The sequence below is a fragment of the Trinickia fusca genome, from assembly GCF_003628145.1.
GTDB classification, from domain to species: Bacteria; Pseudomonadota; Gammaproteobacteria; order Burkholderiales; family Burkholderiaceae; genus Trinickia; species Trinickia fusca.
Genome location: NZ_RBZV01000002.1, coordinates 204,291 through 220,259, shown reverse-complemented (window position 1 = coordinate 220,259; position 15,969 = coordinate 204,291). Strand labels below are relative to the sequence as shown.

Below are 15,969 nucleotides of genomic sequence, written 5' to 3'. Positions count from 1 at the left end.
GAGTGCGCCGCGCATCTGGAGAAAGTGGCAATGGGCCAGGTACTGTTCGTCGTCTGGCGGGAAAGCGTCGAGGCGCTGCTTGTCGTCGGCATTCTGCACGCGTGGCTCAAGAATGGCGATGCGGACGCGCGGCGTGGTTTGCCCTATCTGTGGGCCGGCGTCGGCGTGGGCTTGCTTGCTGCGATCGCGCTCGGCGCGGCGCTCGTCGGCTTCAGCGAAGCGCTCTCGGGCGACGCGGCCGATTACTTCCAGATGGGCATGGTGTTGATCGCCTGCGTGCTGATCGTGCAGATGGTCCTGTGGATGAAACGTCACGGCCGCACGCTCAAGCGCGACATGGAGCGATCGTTGCAGGAGAGCACCCGCAAGGGCAACGGGATGGGTGTCGCGATCCTCGTTGCGCTCGCGATTGCGCGCGAGGGGAGCGAAACCGTCATCTTCCTGTACGGTCTGGGCTTCGGGCAATCCGGCCACGTGGCCGGTGGGCAAGTGCTCGCGGTCCTGCTCGGGCTCGGCCTGGCGCTGTTGACCTTCTACGTGCTGCAGCTGGGCGGCAAGTACTTCTCGTGGCGCCACTTCTTCCGCGTGACCGAAGTCATGCTGCTGCTGCTCGGCGCAGGCCTGTTGCAGACAGGCGTCGACAAGCTCATCGATAAGGAGATCCTTCCGGTCGCAAGCGCACCGCTGTGGGATACGTCGGCATGGCTCGACGATTCGAGCACGGTGGGGTCGCTGGTCGCCGCGCTGACCGGCTATCGGGCGCACCCGGTCGCGACGAACCTCGTCGCCTATGCGCTGTACTGGGTTGTCGTCCTGTGGCTCGCGCGCCGTGCGAGCCGTGTGCCGGCCGTGCAAACGGGCACGGCGGCATGAGCACGTCGGTCGGGGTAGCGGCGAGGGGTGGACGGCTCGCCCAAGCAGGGGCCTGGATGCAACGCAACGGCGCGGTCATTCGTGCCGTGCAATGGGGCGTCGTCGCCGTCTACGCCTTCTTGATCATCGTTCCCGCCTGTATGCCGCTGCCCGACGAGACGGCGCATCTGTGGACCAATCTCACGCTTGCCGCGCAGTTCGTGTTCTGGGGCATCTGGTGGCCGTTCGTGCTGCTGTCGATGGTGTTGCTCGGGCGTGTCTGGTGCGGCGTGCTGTGTCCTGAAGGCGCGCTGGCCGAGTTCGCGAGCAAATATGGTCGCGGGCGCGCGATTCCGCGCTGGATGCGCTGGGGCGGCTGGCCATTCGTGGCGTTCGGCCTGACGACGATCTACGGTCAGATGGTCAGCGTCTATCAATATCCGCGCGCCGTGCTGCTCGTGCTGGGCGGCTCGACGTTTGCCGCGATGATCATCGGCTTGCTGTACGGCCGCGAAAAGCGCGTCTGGTGCCGCTACCTGTGTCCCGTCAACGGCGTATTCGGGCTGCTGGCACGGCTGGCCCCCGTGCACTACAAAGTCGACGAAGCGGCATGGCGCCGCTCGTACACGCAGGGTGAGCATGGTCATCGCGTGATTCCGATCAACTGCGCGCCGCTCGTGCCGTTGCGCAATATGAAGGGGGCGGCCGCTTGCCATATGTGCGGACGCTGCAGCGGCCATCGTGATGCCATCACGCTATCGTCGCGTTCGCCGTTGCGTGAAGTCGTCGAGCTCGGCAAGGACGCCGCCAACGGCTGGGATACCGCGCTGATTCTCTACGGGCTGCTTGGCATCGCCGTCGGCGCGTTTCATTGGACCGTCAGCCCCTGGTTCGTGCAGGCCAAGCAATGGCTGGCGACCTGGCTCATCGATCGCGACATCACGTGGCCGCTCGACACGAATGCGCCGTGGTTCGTCTTCACGCACTATCCCGAGCAGAACGACGTTTTCTCGTGGCTCGACGGCTCGCTCGTCATCGTCTACATCCTCGCGACCGCGGCCGTGTACGGTACGGCGCTACTCGCTTTGATGGCATTGGCTACACGGTTGCTCGGCCGTTTCGATCGCGCTCGCCTGCATCATTTGACGCAAGCGCTGATTCCGCTAGCCGGCGCCGGCGTGTTCCTGGGCCTGTCGGCTACGACGCTCTCGCTGTTGCGTGCCGAGCACGTGCCGCTCGGCTGGGCGGCCGATGTTCGCGTCGGCGTGCTCGCGATCGCCAATGTCTGGAGTGCGTGGCTCGCTTGGCGCGTAACGGGCCGCTACGGCAAGCGTGTGATCTGGCGTGTGAGCGCAATGACGTGTTTCGTTACGGCCCTTGCTGTAGCCGACAGCGCCTGGTGGCTCATGTTCTGGGGCTTTGCGCGCTGAGGGGCCTGCGCGCCGTCGCCAGATCGACGCAATTGAGAAAAGAGATCACGAGAACGAAGTCTGTTTTGACGAGCGACGACGTCAAGAAGATGGCTGGCGCCGCCGAGGCGCTCGCCACCGCCAATGGCTGGGCAGTCACCATTACGATCTTCGACGATGGTGGCCATCTGCTGTATCTGCATCGTCTCGACAATGCCGCGCCCACGACGGTCGAGTTGGCCATCAGCAAAGGGCGCCTGTCGGCCACGGGACGGCGCGAAAGCAAAGCTTACGAAGAAATCGTCAAGAACCTCACGTCGTTCTTGAGTATGCCGCTGTCGGGAATGGTGGAAGGTGGGATGCCGATCATCGTCAACGGGGACGTTGTCGGTGCATTCGGCGTTTCGGGGGCGAGAGCGGATCAAGATGTCGCCATTGCCCATGCGGGTATCGCGGCGCTGGATGTCGATTGATTGCAGGGTGAATTGAAGGAGCATGCCTTCTGTGTCGTGCATCGGGACACGGAACCCGATGACGCGCTGGGACAAAAAAAAGCGGCATGGCTGGCTAGGACGGCTGCTAAGAGGGTGCACGAAGGGGTCTAGACTCGCGTGCATACCGTCACTGCTGGCTACTGCCAAACACCTCTCAAGGAGGTGGTCCCCACAATACTCGGTACTTACTTCGTCAGGATCAGCTTGCCCAGGCGGGTGGCGCGAAGCTGGTAAGTCTCGCCATTGTGCGCAATCAGCACGTGGCTGCGTCCTTGCAGCAGGGTGTCGCTGCGGACGATGCGCTGGCTCGGATGCTGGCCTTCCATGTTGTTTGCTTTCGCGGGTTGTTCGACAGCGGAGGCGTGAAGTATCTCTCTTGAACGGTTACGCGTTGCGGCATTCATAGTGCCTCGCAGGGTCAGCGTAGAAGGGCGTGTGGGCTCAGTCATTCGTGTCGTGACTAATGGTGTCTGATTCGATGAAATGAAGTATAAATGAGAATCATTATTATTTGTAAAAAACAAATTCATCGAGATATGGCACCGATAGGAGACCACATGAAGGGGACGAGCGGGTACTGCGAGAAATAAGGGTTGCGCGAGCGGCGGCGCGGGCCGCTCGCGATCCAATCGAAGTCAGTCCAACGGCAGCACTGAGCGCCAAGCGCTTTAGTGCACGGCGCCCGATCCGCTCGAATCCCGTACGTATTTGCGGATCAGGCGCACGGTATCGATGTCCGCCTCGCGGTAGGCCGATTTGACGATCTCGTTTGTCTGCCGCGCATCTTCGGTATCGGCAGCGGGTAGCGTCGTGTTGTATTCGAAGCGCAGGAACAGTTGCAGTGCGTCGGGCTGCTCGATCGTCATCGTCAGCGAGCCGCCGACGTGCGCTTCGGTCGCGAGGATGTCGTAGCGCACGCTTTCATTCGGCGTGAGCGTCACGCGGTCGCGCACCGTGGCCGCGCCGTAATGGAGTTCGCGTTCGAGCGTCAGATCGGTTCTCGACAGGATAGTGCAGCTGTCGAGCCCGATCACGAACAGCTGCGGCTGTTCGGCGCGCAACACGAGCCCTTCCCACAACTGTTGGCGTGTGATGGACTCGACGAGCGGGTTCAGCGGATCGTTGACCTGGATCAGATGTTCGAAATTCAAGGGGCTTCCTTCGTCTTGATGCGCCTCAGCTCAGGCTGCGTCCTGCGTTGCCGGCGGCACGGCCGCGAGCCCGGTCTTGATGTCGATCGGGCCCGTGAGGATCTTGTGCACGGGGCATGCGTTGGCGATCTGCAAGAGCCGCTCGCGCTGCTCGTCGGACAGCGCGCCAAGCAACACGATCTTGCGGTCGATCGTCGTGCCTTGCGGACTCGTTTCGAGGGACAACGTGACATGCACATCCTCGAGCGGCCAGCCTTTGCGTTGCGCGTACATTTTCAATGTGATCGACGTGCATGCGCCCAGACCTGAAAGCAATAGCGAGACGGGCGTCGGCGCGCGGTCGCCGCCACCTACGGAGGCGGGTTCGTCGGCATGCCACATGTGGGTGCCGTCATCGAACTGCACTTGATAGTTGGCTGGGCAGGTCTTTGCGGTGACGATGCGTTCGCTCATGCTTAAGCTCCAGGTGAAAAGCGCGCGCCCGGTGTGCGATACCGGGCTGTCAAGCCAGGCATCGCGCATCCCGTGGGCGGCACGAGCGACTATTGTGACGCAATTTGTCTGCCGGCGCCCCAGCCGGCATTCAGTGCGCGATTTGCCCCATGCGTCCGGCCTGGTAGTCGAGGATCGCTTGCCGGATTTCGTCTTCCGTATTCATCACGAACGGGCCGTGACGCACGATCGGCTCGTTGAGCGGCACGCCGCCGATCAGCAGCACGTCGAGCGGCTCGTCGTCGGCTGCGAGCGCGACCGCCTCGCCGTCTTCGGCGAAGACGATCATGCGCTGTGCGTCGAGCGCTTGCCGCGTCGGGCCGTAAAGCCCCTTGCCGGCCAGCGGGTAGGCGAACACGCGGTAGTCGCGTGGCACCGGATGCGCGATCGACGCACCGGGCTGCAACGTGAAGTGCTGGTAGAGGATCGGCGTGCGCGTTTCGATACGCGCCTTGACGCCGAGTGCCTCACCGGCGATGACTTTCACATGCACCTTGCCGTCCGCGCTCGTGGCCGTCGGAATCTGCTCGGAGGGGATCTCCTGATAGCGCGGCGCAATCATCTTCTCGCGCTGCGGCAGGTTGACCCACAGTTGCAGACCATGCACGCGGCCGCCTTTGCGAATGAAGGCCGGGTCGGGCATTTCGCTGTGTACGACGCCTGCACCCGCCGTCATCCATTGCACGTCGCCGGGACGTAGCACGCCTGCGTGGCCGGCCGAATCGCGATGGCCGAAGCGGCCCTCGAGCATATACGTGACCGTTTCGAAACCGCGATGCGGATGATCGGGCGCGCCTTTGGCTTCACCGGGTGCGTAATCGACAGGCCCCATCTCATCAAGCAGCAAAAAGGGATCGAAGTCCATTAACATGCGCGTCGGGAATGGACGATGGACGACGAATCCGCCGCCTTCGATCGTGCGCACAGCAGGGATGATGTGCTGGATCGTGCGAATGGGGGACATGGAATGGGCCTCGGAAAGACGCTTGGCGTAGCGTTCGAAATGTGAGGACTATTATATGGAGCGGTCCACGCGCTTCTAGCCGTCCTCCGAGCAATGGACTGTCCTATAGATGGAACGATGACATGCAAGTCGACTCGCACAACTTGAACGATCTGATGTACTTCGCACAGGTCGTCGAACATGGCGGCTTTTCGGCCGCCGAACGGGTGCTCGGTATTTCGAAGTCGCGTCTGTCGCGCCGCGTGGCGGAGCTCGAGACGGCTGTCGGCGTGCGTCTGCTGCAGCGATCGACGCGCAAGCTCGCGCTGACCGAAGCCGGCGAAACGTTCTATCGACACTGCCGGGCGATGTTGGCCGAAGCGCAAGCCGCAATGAACGCGGTGCAGGAGTTGCGGGCGTCGCCGCGCGGGACGGTGCGTGTGAGCGTGCCGGTGACGGTGTCGCAGACGACGCTCTCCAACATCCTGCCCGAGTTTCTGTTGCGCTATCCCGAAGTGCGCGTCTCGATCCGTGTGACGAACCGCGTCGTCGATCTGTTCGAAGATTCGGTCGACGTCGCGCTGCGTGTGCGGTCGGAACCGCCCAGTAATGCCAACATCGTGGTGCGACCGCTGTGGCGCACGCAGCAGATGCTCGTGGGCGCGCCGAGCTTGCTGAGCCAGCACGCGCCGCCAGTCACGGCGGCCGATCTCGGCCGTTTCGAGACGATCGATACGCCGAGTGCCGACGGCCGACACATATTTCATCTGACTGCGCCCGATGGCCTTCGCTATACGCACGAACACGATCCGCGTGTCGTCACAGGCGATCTGTGGACGATTCGAGAGGCCGTGCTGGCCGGCGTAGGGATCGCTGCGTTACCCGAGATGCTGTACGGCCCTGCGCTGCGGACTGGGCAGCTCTCGCCCGTCATGCCCGGCTGGACGCTGCCGACGCCGCAACTGTTCGCCGTATTCATTTCCCGGCAGGGGATGGTGCCAGCCGTACGGGCATTCGTCGACTATCTCGTCGAAATGCTCGGCGAGGATAAGCATGTGCCGACGGAGTGTCCGATGCGCGAACAGGTATTGGCGGCGCAATCGGCGTCGGCTGCTGTGCGCAAGATCGAGGTCGCGTGAGCGAGAACACTGCATGTGCATCGCTTTTGTCACTTAAGCCGCATCGACGATCAGTAGTTTCAATGGCGGGCCCCTTGATCGCATCCGCGACCAGGCATATATTGAAATCCCCTTCGCAGCGGAGGTATCCGGTGCGAAACCAGATGGCTGCTTACTTAGCAAGCCTGATAGGGCTGAAAGCGCTGTCCGTGATGACCACGGCATGTCGCATGCGGTGACTCAGACCACGCCGCGTGGCAACGGAGCCCGCCGCCCGAAGGCGCCGAGTGCGCATGAAAAAAGACCCTCATCGCCGGATGAGGGTCTTTTACTTTGTGCGCGTGCCTGAGAAGCCGTGCCGATGAAATCGTCAGTGATCCTTAGGGATCGTGACGAAGCCGATTTTCGTCAAACCGCCGGCCTGCGCGGCGGCCATCACATCGGCTACATGCTCGTACGACACTTTGCGGTCTGCGGCCAAATGCAACTCGGGCTGCGGCGTGGTGCGCGCAGCTTGCGCGAGACGCGCTCGCAAACCGTCGTCGCTCACCGCTTCGCCATTCCACAGCACCGTGCCGTCGGCCTGCACGGCCACGTTCACCTGGGTCGGCTTGATATCCTGTTTGACACTGCTGGTCTCGGGCAAGTCGATCTTGATCGCATGCTGCACAGCGGGCAGGGCGATCAGGAAAACGATCAGGAGTACCAACATCACGTCGATGAGCGGAGTCATGTTGATCTCGTTCATCAACATTTCGTCGTCTTCTTCGTCGAACAATTGCGCTGCCATATGTCGCCCCTGTGCTTATCGCGTACGCGCGACGAGGCGCAGGTCGCTGCCGTTTCCGGCCGAGGCGAGCTGCGCGCCCGTCACGAAGTACGCATGCAGGCCGTGCGCGAAGCGGCGCAAGCCTACGACGACGGCCTTGTTCGAGCGCGTCAGCGCGTTGTAGCCCAGCACGGCGGGCACGGCGACGACGAGGCCCAGCGCCGTCATCACCAGGGCTTCGCCGATCGGGCCGGCGATGCGGTCGATCGAGGCTTGGCCGGTCGTGCCGATCACGATCAGCGCATGCTGGATACCCCATACCGTGCCGAACAGACCGACGAAGGGCGCCGTGCCGCCGATCGAGGCGAGCACCGCGAGGCCGCTTTGCATGCGCGCGATGCCGTCGTCCATCGTGTCCTTGAGGCAGCGCGTGATCCAGTCGGAGATGTCGAGCCGGTCGTGCAGGTGCGGCCGCGTGCGCTGGTGGTGTTCGGATGCCTCCTGGCCCGAGAGGGCCAGCGCCAGGAACGGGTTGTCGCGCGGCACGGGGGAGGCTTGCGTCAGGTTGGCGACGCCGGCGGTAAAGTCGTCCGAATGCCAGAACGCGCGCTCGGCGTTCTTCGCGAGCCGGCCAAGACGCACGGCGTTCCAGCTCTTGAGCACGATGACCGTCCACGAGACGACCGACATGGCGATCAGTGCGACGGCGATGGCGCGCGTGACGAAGTCGCCCTGTTGCCAAACATGTCCCAAACCATAGTTCTGCATTGCTTTTTCCTCTTCTTCTGCGTGTGTATCGGTCAATCGTCGAGCGCGAACGCGAACGGTTGCGTGTAGGCGGCTCGAACCGCGACGCCGTTTTCGATGTACGGACGGCACGTGCTGGCGCGCATGGCGGCGACAGCGGCGTCGTCGAGCCGCGTATAGCCGCTGCTCCTGGCGAGTTCGACGTTTTCGATCGCGCCCGTGAGCCCGATCACGAAGCGCACACCGGCCGTGCCGCTCTCGCCGCGCCGACGTGAGAGCGCCGGATAGTCGGGCTTGACGACGTTGCACTCGACGTGCGGCACGTTGCGCGGGGCACTGATTGCGAGCGTTTCGCGCTGGCTCGGTGCCGGTGCCTGCGCTGCCGGTGCCTGCGCTGCCGGGGCGGGCGCGGCCGTGGTCGCCGTTTGTGACGGCTGGCTCGAAGGCGGTTCGGCGGGAGCAGGCGAGGCGGCCGGCGCAGGTTTCGACGACGGCGTCTCGATCACGCGCGCGGGGCGCGGCATTTCATGCTTCTTGACGCTCGGGCGTTGGACAGGCGGTGCGGGCTGCGCGGCCGAAACCAAGGCGGCCGGCGTTGCCGCAACCGGCGCGGGACTCAGCAACTGCGCCGTCATGACCGGCGATTCGATGGGGCGCGAGACGGCTTCTTGCTTCGCGAGCACGACGATCGCGAGCAGCGCCGCATGGGCCAGCGCGACGAGCGCAACGGCCGAGGCGACACGCGAGTGCGGCGCGAAGGACGAAAGGGGTGCGCTGGCGGCTGCCGTGTGATTCGAAAATGGCATATCAGTGCGAACGGGCGCCCGCACCGCGCATCGCGCGGACGAAACAAAGCGGCTTCAAGGGCGGAAGATCAGTAGCGAGATACACAGCGTCGACACAAAACCGATGAGCAATTCCATCTCGGACTCCTGTGAGCAAGGAAGACGAGCGGCTGCTGGCTATGGCGAGACTGGCGTGCAGACGACGGGGAAGGTGAAACGGTAAAGCCGGAAGACAGAAAAGCGGGCGCTTGTTGACGCGGGGCTCAAGCGGCCTTGCGTTCGTAGAACATCACCGGCACCGGATGAGTGTGGACATGATGCTGCCCGACCCCGCACCGGCTTTCGCAAATGCCGCTTTGCGCCATGACGTCGCGCACCGATTCCTCACACTTGCCGCAGCAGGTGGCGACGCCGAGTTCAAATTGCAGTTCGTCGAAGGTGTCGACACCTTCGGCGATGGAGGCTCGGATCGTTCGATCGGAGACGGATTTGCATACGCAGACGATCATGGCTAAATGCAACAGCAAACGTTAATGCGAACTATTATCATTACGTTTCGCTGGCTTGGCAAGCGCGCCGTCGGATTTTTTGTAACAGATGGGCTGTGGCGAATAGGGTCGGTTCCGCCGAGAGCGGCGGGACAGGCGGACTGGTCAGGCCGCGTGGGAGTGGGGCGTGCGTTGCGCGGACGATTGGCGCAACGGAATCACTGCTTGCTCGGCGGCAACGTGAAGCCCGAGTAGCGACGAGGCGAGTTGCTGCATATGCGCGCCGTCGTTGGTCGAGCAGAGCCTGGGCGACGGCGGGCGCGTGCCGGCGTGCGCTCGCAGGCCGTTCGCATCGAGCACGCGCTCGAGCTGCCGGGCGATCGCGATGCTCGTATCGACGAGCGTCAGCCGGTCGCCGACGATTTCGCGAATCGCCGCGTCCAGAAAGGGGTAGTGCGTGCAGCCGAGTACGAGCGTATCGGCGCTGGCTTCGAGCATCGGCTGCAGGTAGCCCGCGAGCAGGGTTCGCACCTGCTCCGAGCTGACGTCGCAGCGTTCGACGGCTTCGACGAGGCCGTAGCCAGGTTGGCAGATGAACCGGCAGCCGTCCGCGTGTCGTTCGATGAGCGTGCGAAAACGCTCGCTATTGAGCGTCACTTGCGTGGCCATCACGCCGGCGACGCGCGTTCGGGAGAGCGCTGCTGCCGGCTTGATGCCGGGCTCGACGCCGATGATGGGAATCGCGAGGTGCTCGCGCGCGAGCGCGATCGATTCGGCCGTCGCGGTATTGCAGGCCACGACGAGCGCTTTGGCGCCTTGCGAGATCAGCCACTCGCCGATCGCGAGCGTGCGCTCGGTAATGAAGCCGTTGTCGCGGGCTCCATAGGGCGCATGCAGCGAATCGGCGACGTACAGCAGCGCTTCTTCGGGCAGATGCGCCCGAATCGCGCGCAGTACCGACAGCCCGCCGAGGCCGGAATCGAAGATGCCGACCGGCGCGCTCACGTTACGCGTAGTCACTCGGGCGAGCCCATCGCCGATTGCTGGTAGTTCTGGATCCCGACCTTGTCGATGAGATCGAGCTGCGTTTCGAGCCAGTCGATGTGTTCTTCGGTGTCGTCGAGAATCGTCTGGAAAATGCCGCGCGAGACGAAATCGCGCACCGATTCGCAGTAGGCGATCGCGTCCTTGCAGGTTGCCTGGGACACTTGCTCGAGCTTCAGGTCGCACTCGAGAATTTCTTTCGTCTCTTCGCCGATCAGCAGCTTGTGCAGGTCTTGCAGGTTCGGCAGGCCGTCGAGCATGAAGACGCGCTCGATCAGCATGTCGGCGTGCTTCATTTCGCCGATCGATTCGTCGTACTCATGCTTGCCGAGCTTCTCGAGCCCCCAGTGCTTGTACATCCGCGCGTGCAGGAAGTATTGGTTGATCGCGGTCAGCTCGTTCTTCAACTGGGCGTTCAGGTACTCGATGACTTTCTTGTCGCCTTGCATAGTTGTTCCTTCTTGGTAAAGCCTATGAAGCGTAAAGATAAACGCTGGTCTGGCAAAAGCCAAGGCGCGTGGCCTTTCGGCTAATGGCACTGGTGGGCAGCGGTGCGCATGGGGGCGTATCCGTCATGCGGCCGGCTGCCTGACAAATAAATAAAAAGCCGGACCCACGGGGCCCGGCTGTCGCTACACGCGGTGCGCGGCGTGCGTCAGGCCGGCACGACCGGCAGCTTGCCGATCTTCGCCTGCCATTCCTTCGGCCCCGTCTGGTGGACCGACGTGCCCGTCGAGTCGACGGCCACGGTCACCGGCATGTCGGCGACGTCGAATTCGTAGATCGCTTCCATGCCCAGATCTTCGAATGCGAGGACCTTCGCGCCGCGGATCGCCTTCGACACGAGGTAGGCTGCGCCGCCGACGGCCATCAGGTAGGCCGCCTTGTGCTTCTGGATCGCCTCGATCGCCACCGGGCCGCGCTCGGCCTTGCCGATCATCGTGACGAGGCCCGTTTGCGCGAGCATCATCTCGGTGAACTTGTCCATGCGCGTGGCCGTCGTCGGGCCTGCCGGGCCGACCACTTCGTCGCGCACCGGATCGACGGGGCCGACGTAATAGATCGCACGATTCTTGAAGTCGACGGGCAGGGGCTCGCCCTTCGCGAGCATGTCGGCGATGCGCTTGTGCGCCGCATCGCGGCCCGTCAGCATCTTGCCCGACAGCAGCAGCGTCTGGCCGGGCTTCCAGCTGGCGACCTCTTCGGGCGTCAGCGTGTTCAGATCGACCCGCTTGCTCGTTTCGGTGTTCGCAACCCATTGCACCTTCGGCCAGGCGTCCAGCGGGGGCGCTTCGAGCTGCGCCACGCCGGAACCGTCGAGCGTGAAGTGCGCGTGGCGCGTGGCCGCGCAGTTCGGGATGATCGCGATCGGCTTGGAGGCCGCATGCGTCGGGGCCGACATGATCTTCACGTCGAGCACCGTCGCGAGGCCGCCGAGACCTTGCGCGCCGATCCCGAGCGCATTGACCTTCTCGTACAACTCGACACGCAGCTCCTCGACCCAGTCGCGCGGACCGCGCGCGATGATGTCCTGGATGTCGATGGGATCCATCAACGATTCCTTCGCCATCACCATCGCCTTTTCGGCCGTGCCGCCGATGCCGATGCCGAGCATGCCGGGCGGGCACCAGCCGGCGCCCATCGTCGGCACCGTCTTGAGAATCCAGTCGACGATCGAGTCCGACGGGTTCAGCATCGCGAACTTCGACTTGTTCTCCGAGCCGCCGCCCTTGGCCGCGACCTGCACGTCGACCTTGTCGCCGGGCACGATCTCGTAGTGGATGACGGCGGGCGTGTTGTCCTTCGTGTTCTTGCGGGCGCCTTCGGGCGGGTTCACGATCGACGCGCGCAGCACGTTGTCGGGGTTCAGATAGCCGCGACGCACGCCCTCGTTGATCATGTCGGTCACGCCCAGCGTGGCGGGGCCGTTCTCGCTGGCCCAGCGCACGTCCATGCCGACCTTCACGAACACCGTGACGATGCCCGTGTCCTGGCAGATGGGCCGGCGGCCTTCGGCGCACATGCGGCTGTTCGTGAGGATTTGCGCGATCGCGTCTTTCGCGGCCGGGCTCTGTTCGAGTTCATACGCGCGACCGAGGGCCTGAATGTAGTCGAGCGGATGGTAGTAGCTGATGTATTGCAGCGCGTCGGCGATGCTCTGGATCAGGTCTTCCTGTTTGATGACTGTCATGGCTTGGATGCTGTGGGGACGGGCGGCGAAACCGAAAAAGGGGCCGCAAAAAAGCGCAAAAAAACGCGCTATTGTACCGCGCTGCGGCAGGGTGTACCGGCTGCGCGTGCCGGCGCGAACCGGGGCGGCCGCGCGGCCCTGAACGCGGGCGGCGGCCGTGGGCGCGATGGCTCAGGAGGCGATCGACGGCACGCGCTTGCGGTTCAGGCTCGCGAGCGCGATGCCCGTGACGACGCAGGCGAGCGCGATGCCGTGCGCGATGGTGGGGCGCTCGCCGAGGACCACGATGCCGTAGGCGGCTGCGGCAACCGGCAGTACCGCGCTGAAGACGCCGGCCAGGCTTCCGTGCACGTGACGGATGCCCTTCATCCACAGCCAGAAAGAGAAGATGCTGGCCGACAGTCCATACCACAGCACCAGCGGCCAGATGCCTGCTGGCACGCGCGCGTAGTCGAAGCTCGCGAGTGCCTGTGCGCCGAGCGGCAGCATGAGCAGCAAGCCGAACAGATGCGTGTAGGCGCAGATGTCGATCGGCGCCAGCGTTTGCGTGAGGCGTCGCGACAGAATCACGTATAGCGACTCGCAGCACACGGCGCCGAGCACCATCAGATTGCCGGTGAACGAGCTGGCGGCTTGGGCGCTGGGCACTTGCGCATCGGTGCGCGACAGATTGACGACGACGATGCCGGCGATGGCTAGCGCGATCGCGATCAGCGCGCGCACGTTGGGCCGTTCGCGGAGAAAGAGCCAGGCGAACAGCGCGACGATGGCCGGGATCGTGCTCGTGATGACGCCGGCCGCCACGGCGCTCGTGCGCGCGACGCCGCCCAGCATCAGCAGCGTGAAGCCGAACGTGCCGAACAGCGCTTGCAGGAAGAGGTTGATCCATTCGCCGCGCTTGACGCGCCGCATCTTGCTCACGCGCAGCAGAGGCCATAGAACGGCCATCGCGATCACGAAGCGCAGCAAGGCGAAGACGGGGACGGGAACGAACGAGACGATCGATTTGCCGATGCCGACGTTGCTGCCCACGAGCAGCATGGAACTGATGAGAAACAGCGCGTATCGATTCAATCTGTCATCCGTGGGAAAAGTTCGGATAGCATTGTAGGGGTGCGTTCGCAGCCCCGCAAAGAAAAGCCCCACGCGGCCTGCGCGATATCCGTGCGAGAAAAAGTAATGAGCAAGCACGGGTTTTGGAGACACGCGCTGTAAGTGCCCGGTAAGTTGCGCTGCTTAATGTGCAACGAAGTCTGCGGGAATCGCGACGCCTTTACGCGTGCGCGTCCGCCCGTGCGCGCCGCTCTGTCATGCTGCGCCGCCGCTCGAGCGAGCCATCGCTTTGCCGTGCGCCCACAAGGCGCCGTGGACAGCCTGAAGCCGGCGCTGGATTCTCGTTTCAGTTTCACTTTCCTCGATAGGGAGTAGTCGATGTCTGCGATTGAGTCGGTTCTGCAAGAGAGCCGTGTATTTTCCCCGTCCGCGGAGACGGTTGCCGGTGCGGTAATTTCAGGAATGGACGCCTACCACGCGCTCGCGGCTGAAGCCGAGCGTGATTACGACGGCTTTTGGGCCAAGCTCGCGCGCGAAACGTTGAGCTGGCACAAGCCGTTCACGAAAGTGCTCGACGAATCGAATGCGCCGTTCTACACATGGTTCGAAGACGGCGAACTCAACGCGTCGTACAACAGCCTCGATCGCCACGTCGAAGCGGGGCGCGGCGATCGCACGGCCATCATTTTCGAAGCCGACGACGGCACCGTCACGCACGTCACCTATCAGGACCTGCTGCAACGCGTGAGCCGCTTCGCGAACGCGCTCAAGCGCCGCGGCGTGAAGAAGGGCGATCGCGTCGTGATCTACATGCCGATGTCGATCGAAGGCGTCGTGGCCATGCAGGCTTGCGCGCGCATCGGCGCACCGCACTCGGTCGTGTTCGGCGGATTTTCGTCGAAGTCGCTCAATGAGCGGCTCGTCGACGTGGGCGCCGTTGCGCTCGTGACGGCCGACGAACAGATGCGCGGTGGCAAGGCGTTGCCGCTCAAGCGCATCGCCGACGAAGCGCTCGCGATGGGCGGCTGCGAAGGCGTCAAGAGCGTGATCGTTTATCGACGCACGGGCGGCGACATCGAGTGGCACCCCGAACGCGATGCGTGGATGGACGAACTCGCCCAGAACGAGAGCGACCGCTGCGAACCCGAATGGGTCGGTGCCGAGCATCCGCTGTTCGTGCTGTACACGTCGGGCTCGACGGGCAAGCCCAAGGGCGTGCAGCACAGCACGGGCGGCTATCTGCTGTGGGCCGCGCAGACGATGAAATGGACCTTCGACTGGAAGCCGTCCGACATCTTCTGGTGCACGGCCGACATCGGCTGGGTGACGGGCCACACGTACATCACGTATGGGCCGCTCGCGCTCGGCGCGACGCAAGTCATGTTCGAAGGCGTGCCGACCTATCCTGACGGCGGCCGGTTCTGGAGCACGATCGAGAAGCACAAGGTCAGCATCTTCTATACGGCGCCGACGGCCATCCGCTCGCTGATCAAGATCGCCGAAGCCGACCAGAAGGTTCATCCGAAGTCTTACGACCTGTCGAGCCTGCGCATCCTCGGCACGGTCGGCGAGCCGATCAATCCGCAGGCATGGGTGTGGTACTACGAGAACGTCGGCGGGTCGCGTTGCCCCATCGTCGATACCTGGTGGCAGACCGAGACGGGGGGGCACATGATTTCGCCGATGCCCGGTGCCACGCCGCTCGTGCCGGGTTCGTGCACGCTGCCGGTACCCGGCATCCAGGCCGCCATCGTCGACGAGACGGGGCAGGACGTGCCGAACGGACAAGGCGGTATTCTCGTCATCAAGCGGCCGTGGCCCGGCATGCTGCGCACGATCTGGGGCGACCCTGAGCGCTTCAAGAAGAGCTACTTCCCGGCCGAGCTCGGCGGCAAGCTCTACCTCGCGGGTGACGGTTCGGTGCGCGACAAGGAGACGGGCTACTTCACGATCATGGGCCGCATCGACGACGTGCTCAACGTGTCGGGACACCGGCTCGGCACGATGGAAATCGAATCGGCACTCGTGGCGAATCCGATCGTGGCCGAGGCGGCAGTGGTGGGCCGGCCCGACGAGACGACGGGCGAGGCCGTCGTCGCATTCGTCGTGCTCAAGCGGCCGTGCCCCGAGGGCGAGGAGGCCGTCAAGCTCGCGAGCGAACTGCGTGCATGGGTGGCCAAGGAGATCGGGCCGATCGCGAAGCCCAAGGACATCCGCTTCGGCGAGAACCTGCCCAAGACCCGTTCGGGCAAGATCATGCGACGTCTGTTGCGCTCGCTCGCGAAGGGCGAGGCCATTACGCAGGATGTCTCGACGCTCGAAAATCCGGCGATCCTCGAGCAGCTCGCGCAAGCGCGCTGAGGTAACGCGCGGCGGCTCGCTGGTCGCCGCCGCCGAACGGCGGGCTGTGACGCCATGAAGGCGCGGCACGGA

General features: G+C 64.0%; 17 protein-coding genes. 5 read left to right on the top strand and 12 right to left on the bottom strand.

The window, feature by feature from the left end:
• The first annotated feature begins 30 nt into the window (after positions 1 to 30).
• The 3 genes from D7S89_RS05585 to D7S89_RS05575 are packed head-to-tail and all read left to right on the top strand — an operon-like array spanning position 31 to position 2,734.
• On the top strand, positions 31 to 873 hold the full coding sequence (locus tag D7S89_RS05585) for an FTR1 family iron permease (protein ID WP_121276469.1): 843 nt from the start codon (positions 31 to 33) through the stop codon (positions 871 to 873).
• Entirely contained in the window at positions 870 to 2,282 is a 1,413-nt protein-coding gene (locus D7S89_RS05580; protein ID WP_121276467.1) for a 4Fe-4S binding protein, read from the top strand. The genes D7S89_RS05585 and D7S89_RS05580 overlap by 4 nt, the downstream gene beginning before the upstream one ends.
• A gap of 44 nt (positions 2,283 to 2,326) precedes the next feature.
• The gene (locus D7S89_RS05575) at positions 2,327 to 2,734 is read left to right on the top strand and encodes a GlcG/HbpS family heme-binding protein (RefSeq protein WP_281273093.1); all 408 of its coding nucleotides are present in this window, start codon (positions 2,327 to 2,329) and stop codon (positions 2,732 to 2,734) included.
• Between the two features lie 206 nt (positions 2,735 to 2,940).
• On the opposite strand, the gene hemP is transcribed toward D7S89_RS05575, so the two are convergent.
• The 4 genes from hemP to D7S89_RS05555 form a co-directional block, all read right to left on the bottom strand.
• Complete coding sequence (gene hemP / locus D7S89_RS05570) at positions 2,941 to 3,204, bottom strand: hemin uptake protein HemP (protein ID WP_121276463.1); 264 nt, start codon at positions 3,202 to 3,204, stop codon at positions 2,941 to 2,943.
• 219 nt (positions 3,205 to 3,423) lie between these two features.
• On the bottom strand, positions 3,424 to 3,906 hold the full coding sequence (locus D7S89_RS05565) for an SRPBCC family protein (RefSeq protein WP_121276461.1): 483 nt from the start codon (positions 3,904 to 3,906) through the stop codon (positions 3,424 to 3,426).
• 30 nt (positions 3,907 to 3,936) lie between these two features.
• Positions 3,937 to 4,359, bottom strand: coding sequence for an OsmC family protein (locus tag D7S89_RS05560; RefSeq protein WP_121277312.1), 423 nt, complete (start codon positions 4,357 to 4,359; stop codon positions 3,937 to 3,939).
• Between the two features lie 130 nt (positions 4,360 to 4,489).
• Positions 4,490 to 5,362: a pirin family protein gene (locus D7S89_RS05555; RefSeq protein WP_121276459.1), complete on the bottom strand. Its 873-nt coding sequence runs from the start codon at positions 5,360 to 5,362 to the stop codon at positions 4,490 to 4,492.
• A gap of 122 nt (positions 5,363 to 5,484) precedes the next feature.
• Here D7S89_RS05555 and D7S89_RS05550 point away from each other — a divergent pair, with 122 nt between their 5' ends.
• Complete coding sequence (locus D7S89_RS05550; protein WP_121276457.1) at positions 5,485 to 6,480, top strand: LysR family transcriptional regulator; 996 nt, start codon at positions 5,485 to 5,487, stop codon at positions 6,478 to 6,480.
• Positions 6,481 to 6,829: 349 nt separating this feature from the next.
• Here the strand turns inward: D7S89_RS05550 and D7S89_RS05545 are convergent, their stop codons facing one another.
• The 8 genes from D7S89_RS05545 to D7S89_RS05510 form a co-directional block, all read right to left on the bottom strand.
• The gene (locus D7S89_RS05545; protein ID WP_121276455.1) at positions 6,830 to 7,249 is read right to left on the bottom strand and encodes an ExbD/TolR family protein; all 420 of its coding nucleotides are present in this window, start codon (positions 7,247 to 7,249) and stop codon (positions 6,830 to 6,832) included.
• A 15-nt stretch (positions 7,250 to 7,264) separates the two neighbouring features.
• Positions 7,265 to 7,996, bottom strand: coding sequence for a MotA/TolQ/ExbB proton channel family protein (locus D7S89_RS05540; RefSeq protein WP_121276453.1), 732 nt, complete (start codon positions 7,994 to 7,996; stop codon positions 7,265 to 7,267).
• 32 nt (positions 7,997 to 8,028) lie between these two features.
• Entirely contained in the window at positions 8,029 to 8,781 is a 753-nt protein-coding gene (locus D7S89_RS05535; RefSeq protein WP_121276451.1) for an energy transducer TonB, read from the bottom strand.
• A gap of 242 nt (positions 8,782 to 9,023) precedes the next feature.
• Positions 9,024 to 9,269: a (2Fe-2S)-binding protein gene (locus tag D7S89_RS05530; RefSeq protein WP_121276449.1), complete on the bottom strand. Its 246-nt coding sequence runs from the start codon at positions 9,267 to 9,269 to the stop codon at positions 9,024 to 9,026.
• A 144-nt stretch (positions 9,270 to 9,413) separates the two neighbouring features.
• Complete coding sequence (gene murI, locus D7S89_RS05525; protein WP_245982718.1) at positions 9,414 to 10,268, bottom strand: glutamate racemase; 855 nt, start codon at positions 10,266 to 10,268, stop codon at positions 9,414 to 9,416.
• Entirely contained in the window at positions 10,265 to 10,741 is a 477-nt protein-coding gene (bfr, locus tag D7S89_RS05520) for a bacterioferritin (protein ID WP_121276447.1), read from the bottom strand. The genes murI and bfr overlap by 4 nt, the downstream gene beginning before the upstream one ends.
• Before the next feature lie 206 nt (positions 10,742 to 10,947).
• Entirely contained in the window at positions 10,948 to 12,483 is a 1,536-nt protein-coding gene (locus D7S89_RS05515; RefSeq protein WP_121276445.1) for a fumarate hydratase, read from the bottom strand.
• 171 nt (positions 12,484 to 12,654) lie between these two features.
• On the bottom strand, positions 12,655 to 13,557 hold the full coding sequence (locus D7S89_RS05510; protein WP_121276443.1) for a DMT family transporter: 903 nt from the start codon (positions 13,555 to 13,557) through the stop codon (positions 12,655 to 12,657).
• Positions 13,558 to 13,914: 357 nt separating this feature from the next.
• Between D7S89_RS05510 and acs the strand changes: the two genes are divergently transcribed.
• Positions 13,915 to 15,897 (top strand): acetate--CoA ligase, encoded by a 1,983-nt coding sequence (acs, locus tag D7S89_RS05505; RefSeq protein WP_121276441.1) that lies wholly within the window; start codon positions 13,915 to 13,917, stop codon positions 15,895 to 15,897.
• Positions 15,898 to 15,969 lie beyond the last annotated feature (72 nt).

Bases quoted from the DNA above. Each gene is read 5' to 3' on its own strand.
- D7S89_RS05585 (WP_121276469.1), top strand. From the start codon at position 31: ATGGGCCAGGTACTGTTCGTCGTCTGGCGGGAAAGCGTCGAGGCGCTG.
- D7S89_RS05580 (WP_121276467.1), top strand. From the start codon at position 870: ATGAGCACGTCGGTCGGGGTAGCGGCGAGGGGTGGACGGCTCGCCCAA.
- hemP (WP_121276463.1), bottom strand. From the start codon at position 3,204: ATGACTGAGCCCACACGCCCTTCTACGCTGACCCTGCGAGGCACTATG.
- D7S89_RS05560 (WP_121277312.1), bottom strand. From the start codon at position 4,359: ATGAGCGAACGCATCGTCACCGCAAAGACCTGCCCAGCCAACTATCAA.
- D7S89_RS05555 (WP_121276459.1), bottom strand. From the start codon at position 5,362: ATGTCCCCCATTCGCACGATCCAGCACATCATCCCTGCTGTGCGCACG.
- D7S89_RS05550 (WP_121276457.1), top strand. From the start codon at position 5,485: ATGCAAGTCGACTCGCACAACTTGAACGATCTGATGTACTTCGCACAG.
- D7S89_RS05545 (WP_121276455.1), bottom strand. From the start codon at position 7,249: ATGGCAGCGCAATTGTTCGACGAAGAAGACGACGAAATGTTGATGAAC.
- D7S89_RS05540 (WP_121276453.1), bottom strand. From the start codon at position 7,996: ATGCAGAACTATGGTTTGGGACATGTTTGGCAACAGGGCGACTTCGTC.
- D7S89_RS05535 (WP_121276451.1), bottom strand. From the start codon at position 8,781: ATGCCATTTTCGAATCACACGGCAGCCGCCAGCGCACCCCTTTCGTCC.
- D7S89_RS05530 (WP_121276449.1), bottom strand. From the start codon at position 9,269: ATGATCGTCTGCGTATGCAAATCCGTCTCCGATCGAACGATCCGAGCC.
- bfr (WP_121276447.1), bottom strand. From the start codon at position 10,741: ATGCAAGGCGACAAGAAAGTCATCGAGTACCTGAACGCCCAGTTGAAG.
- D7S89_RS05515 (WP_121276445.1), bottom strand. From the start codon at position 12,483: ATGACAGTCATCAAACAGGAAGACCTGATCCAGAGCATCGCCGACGCG.
- acs (WP_121276441.1), top strand. From the start codon at position 13,915: ATGTCTGCGATTGAGTCGGTTCTGCAAGAGAGCCGTGTATTTTCCCCG.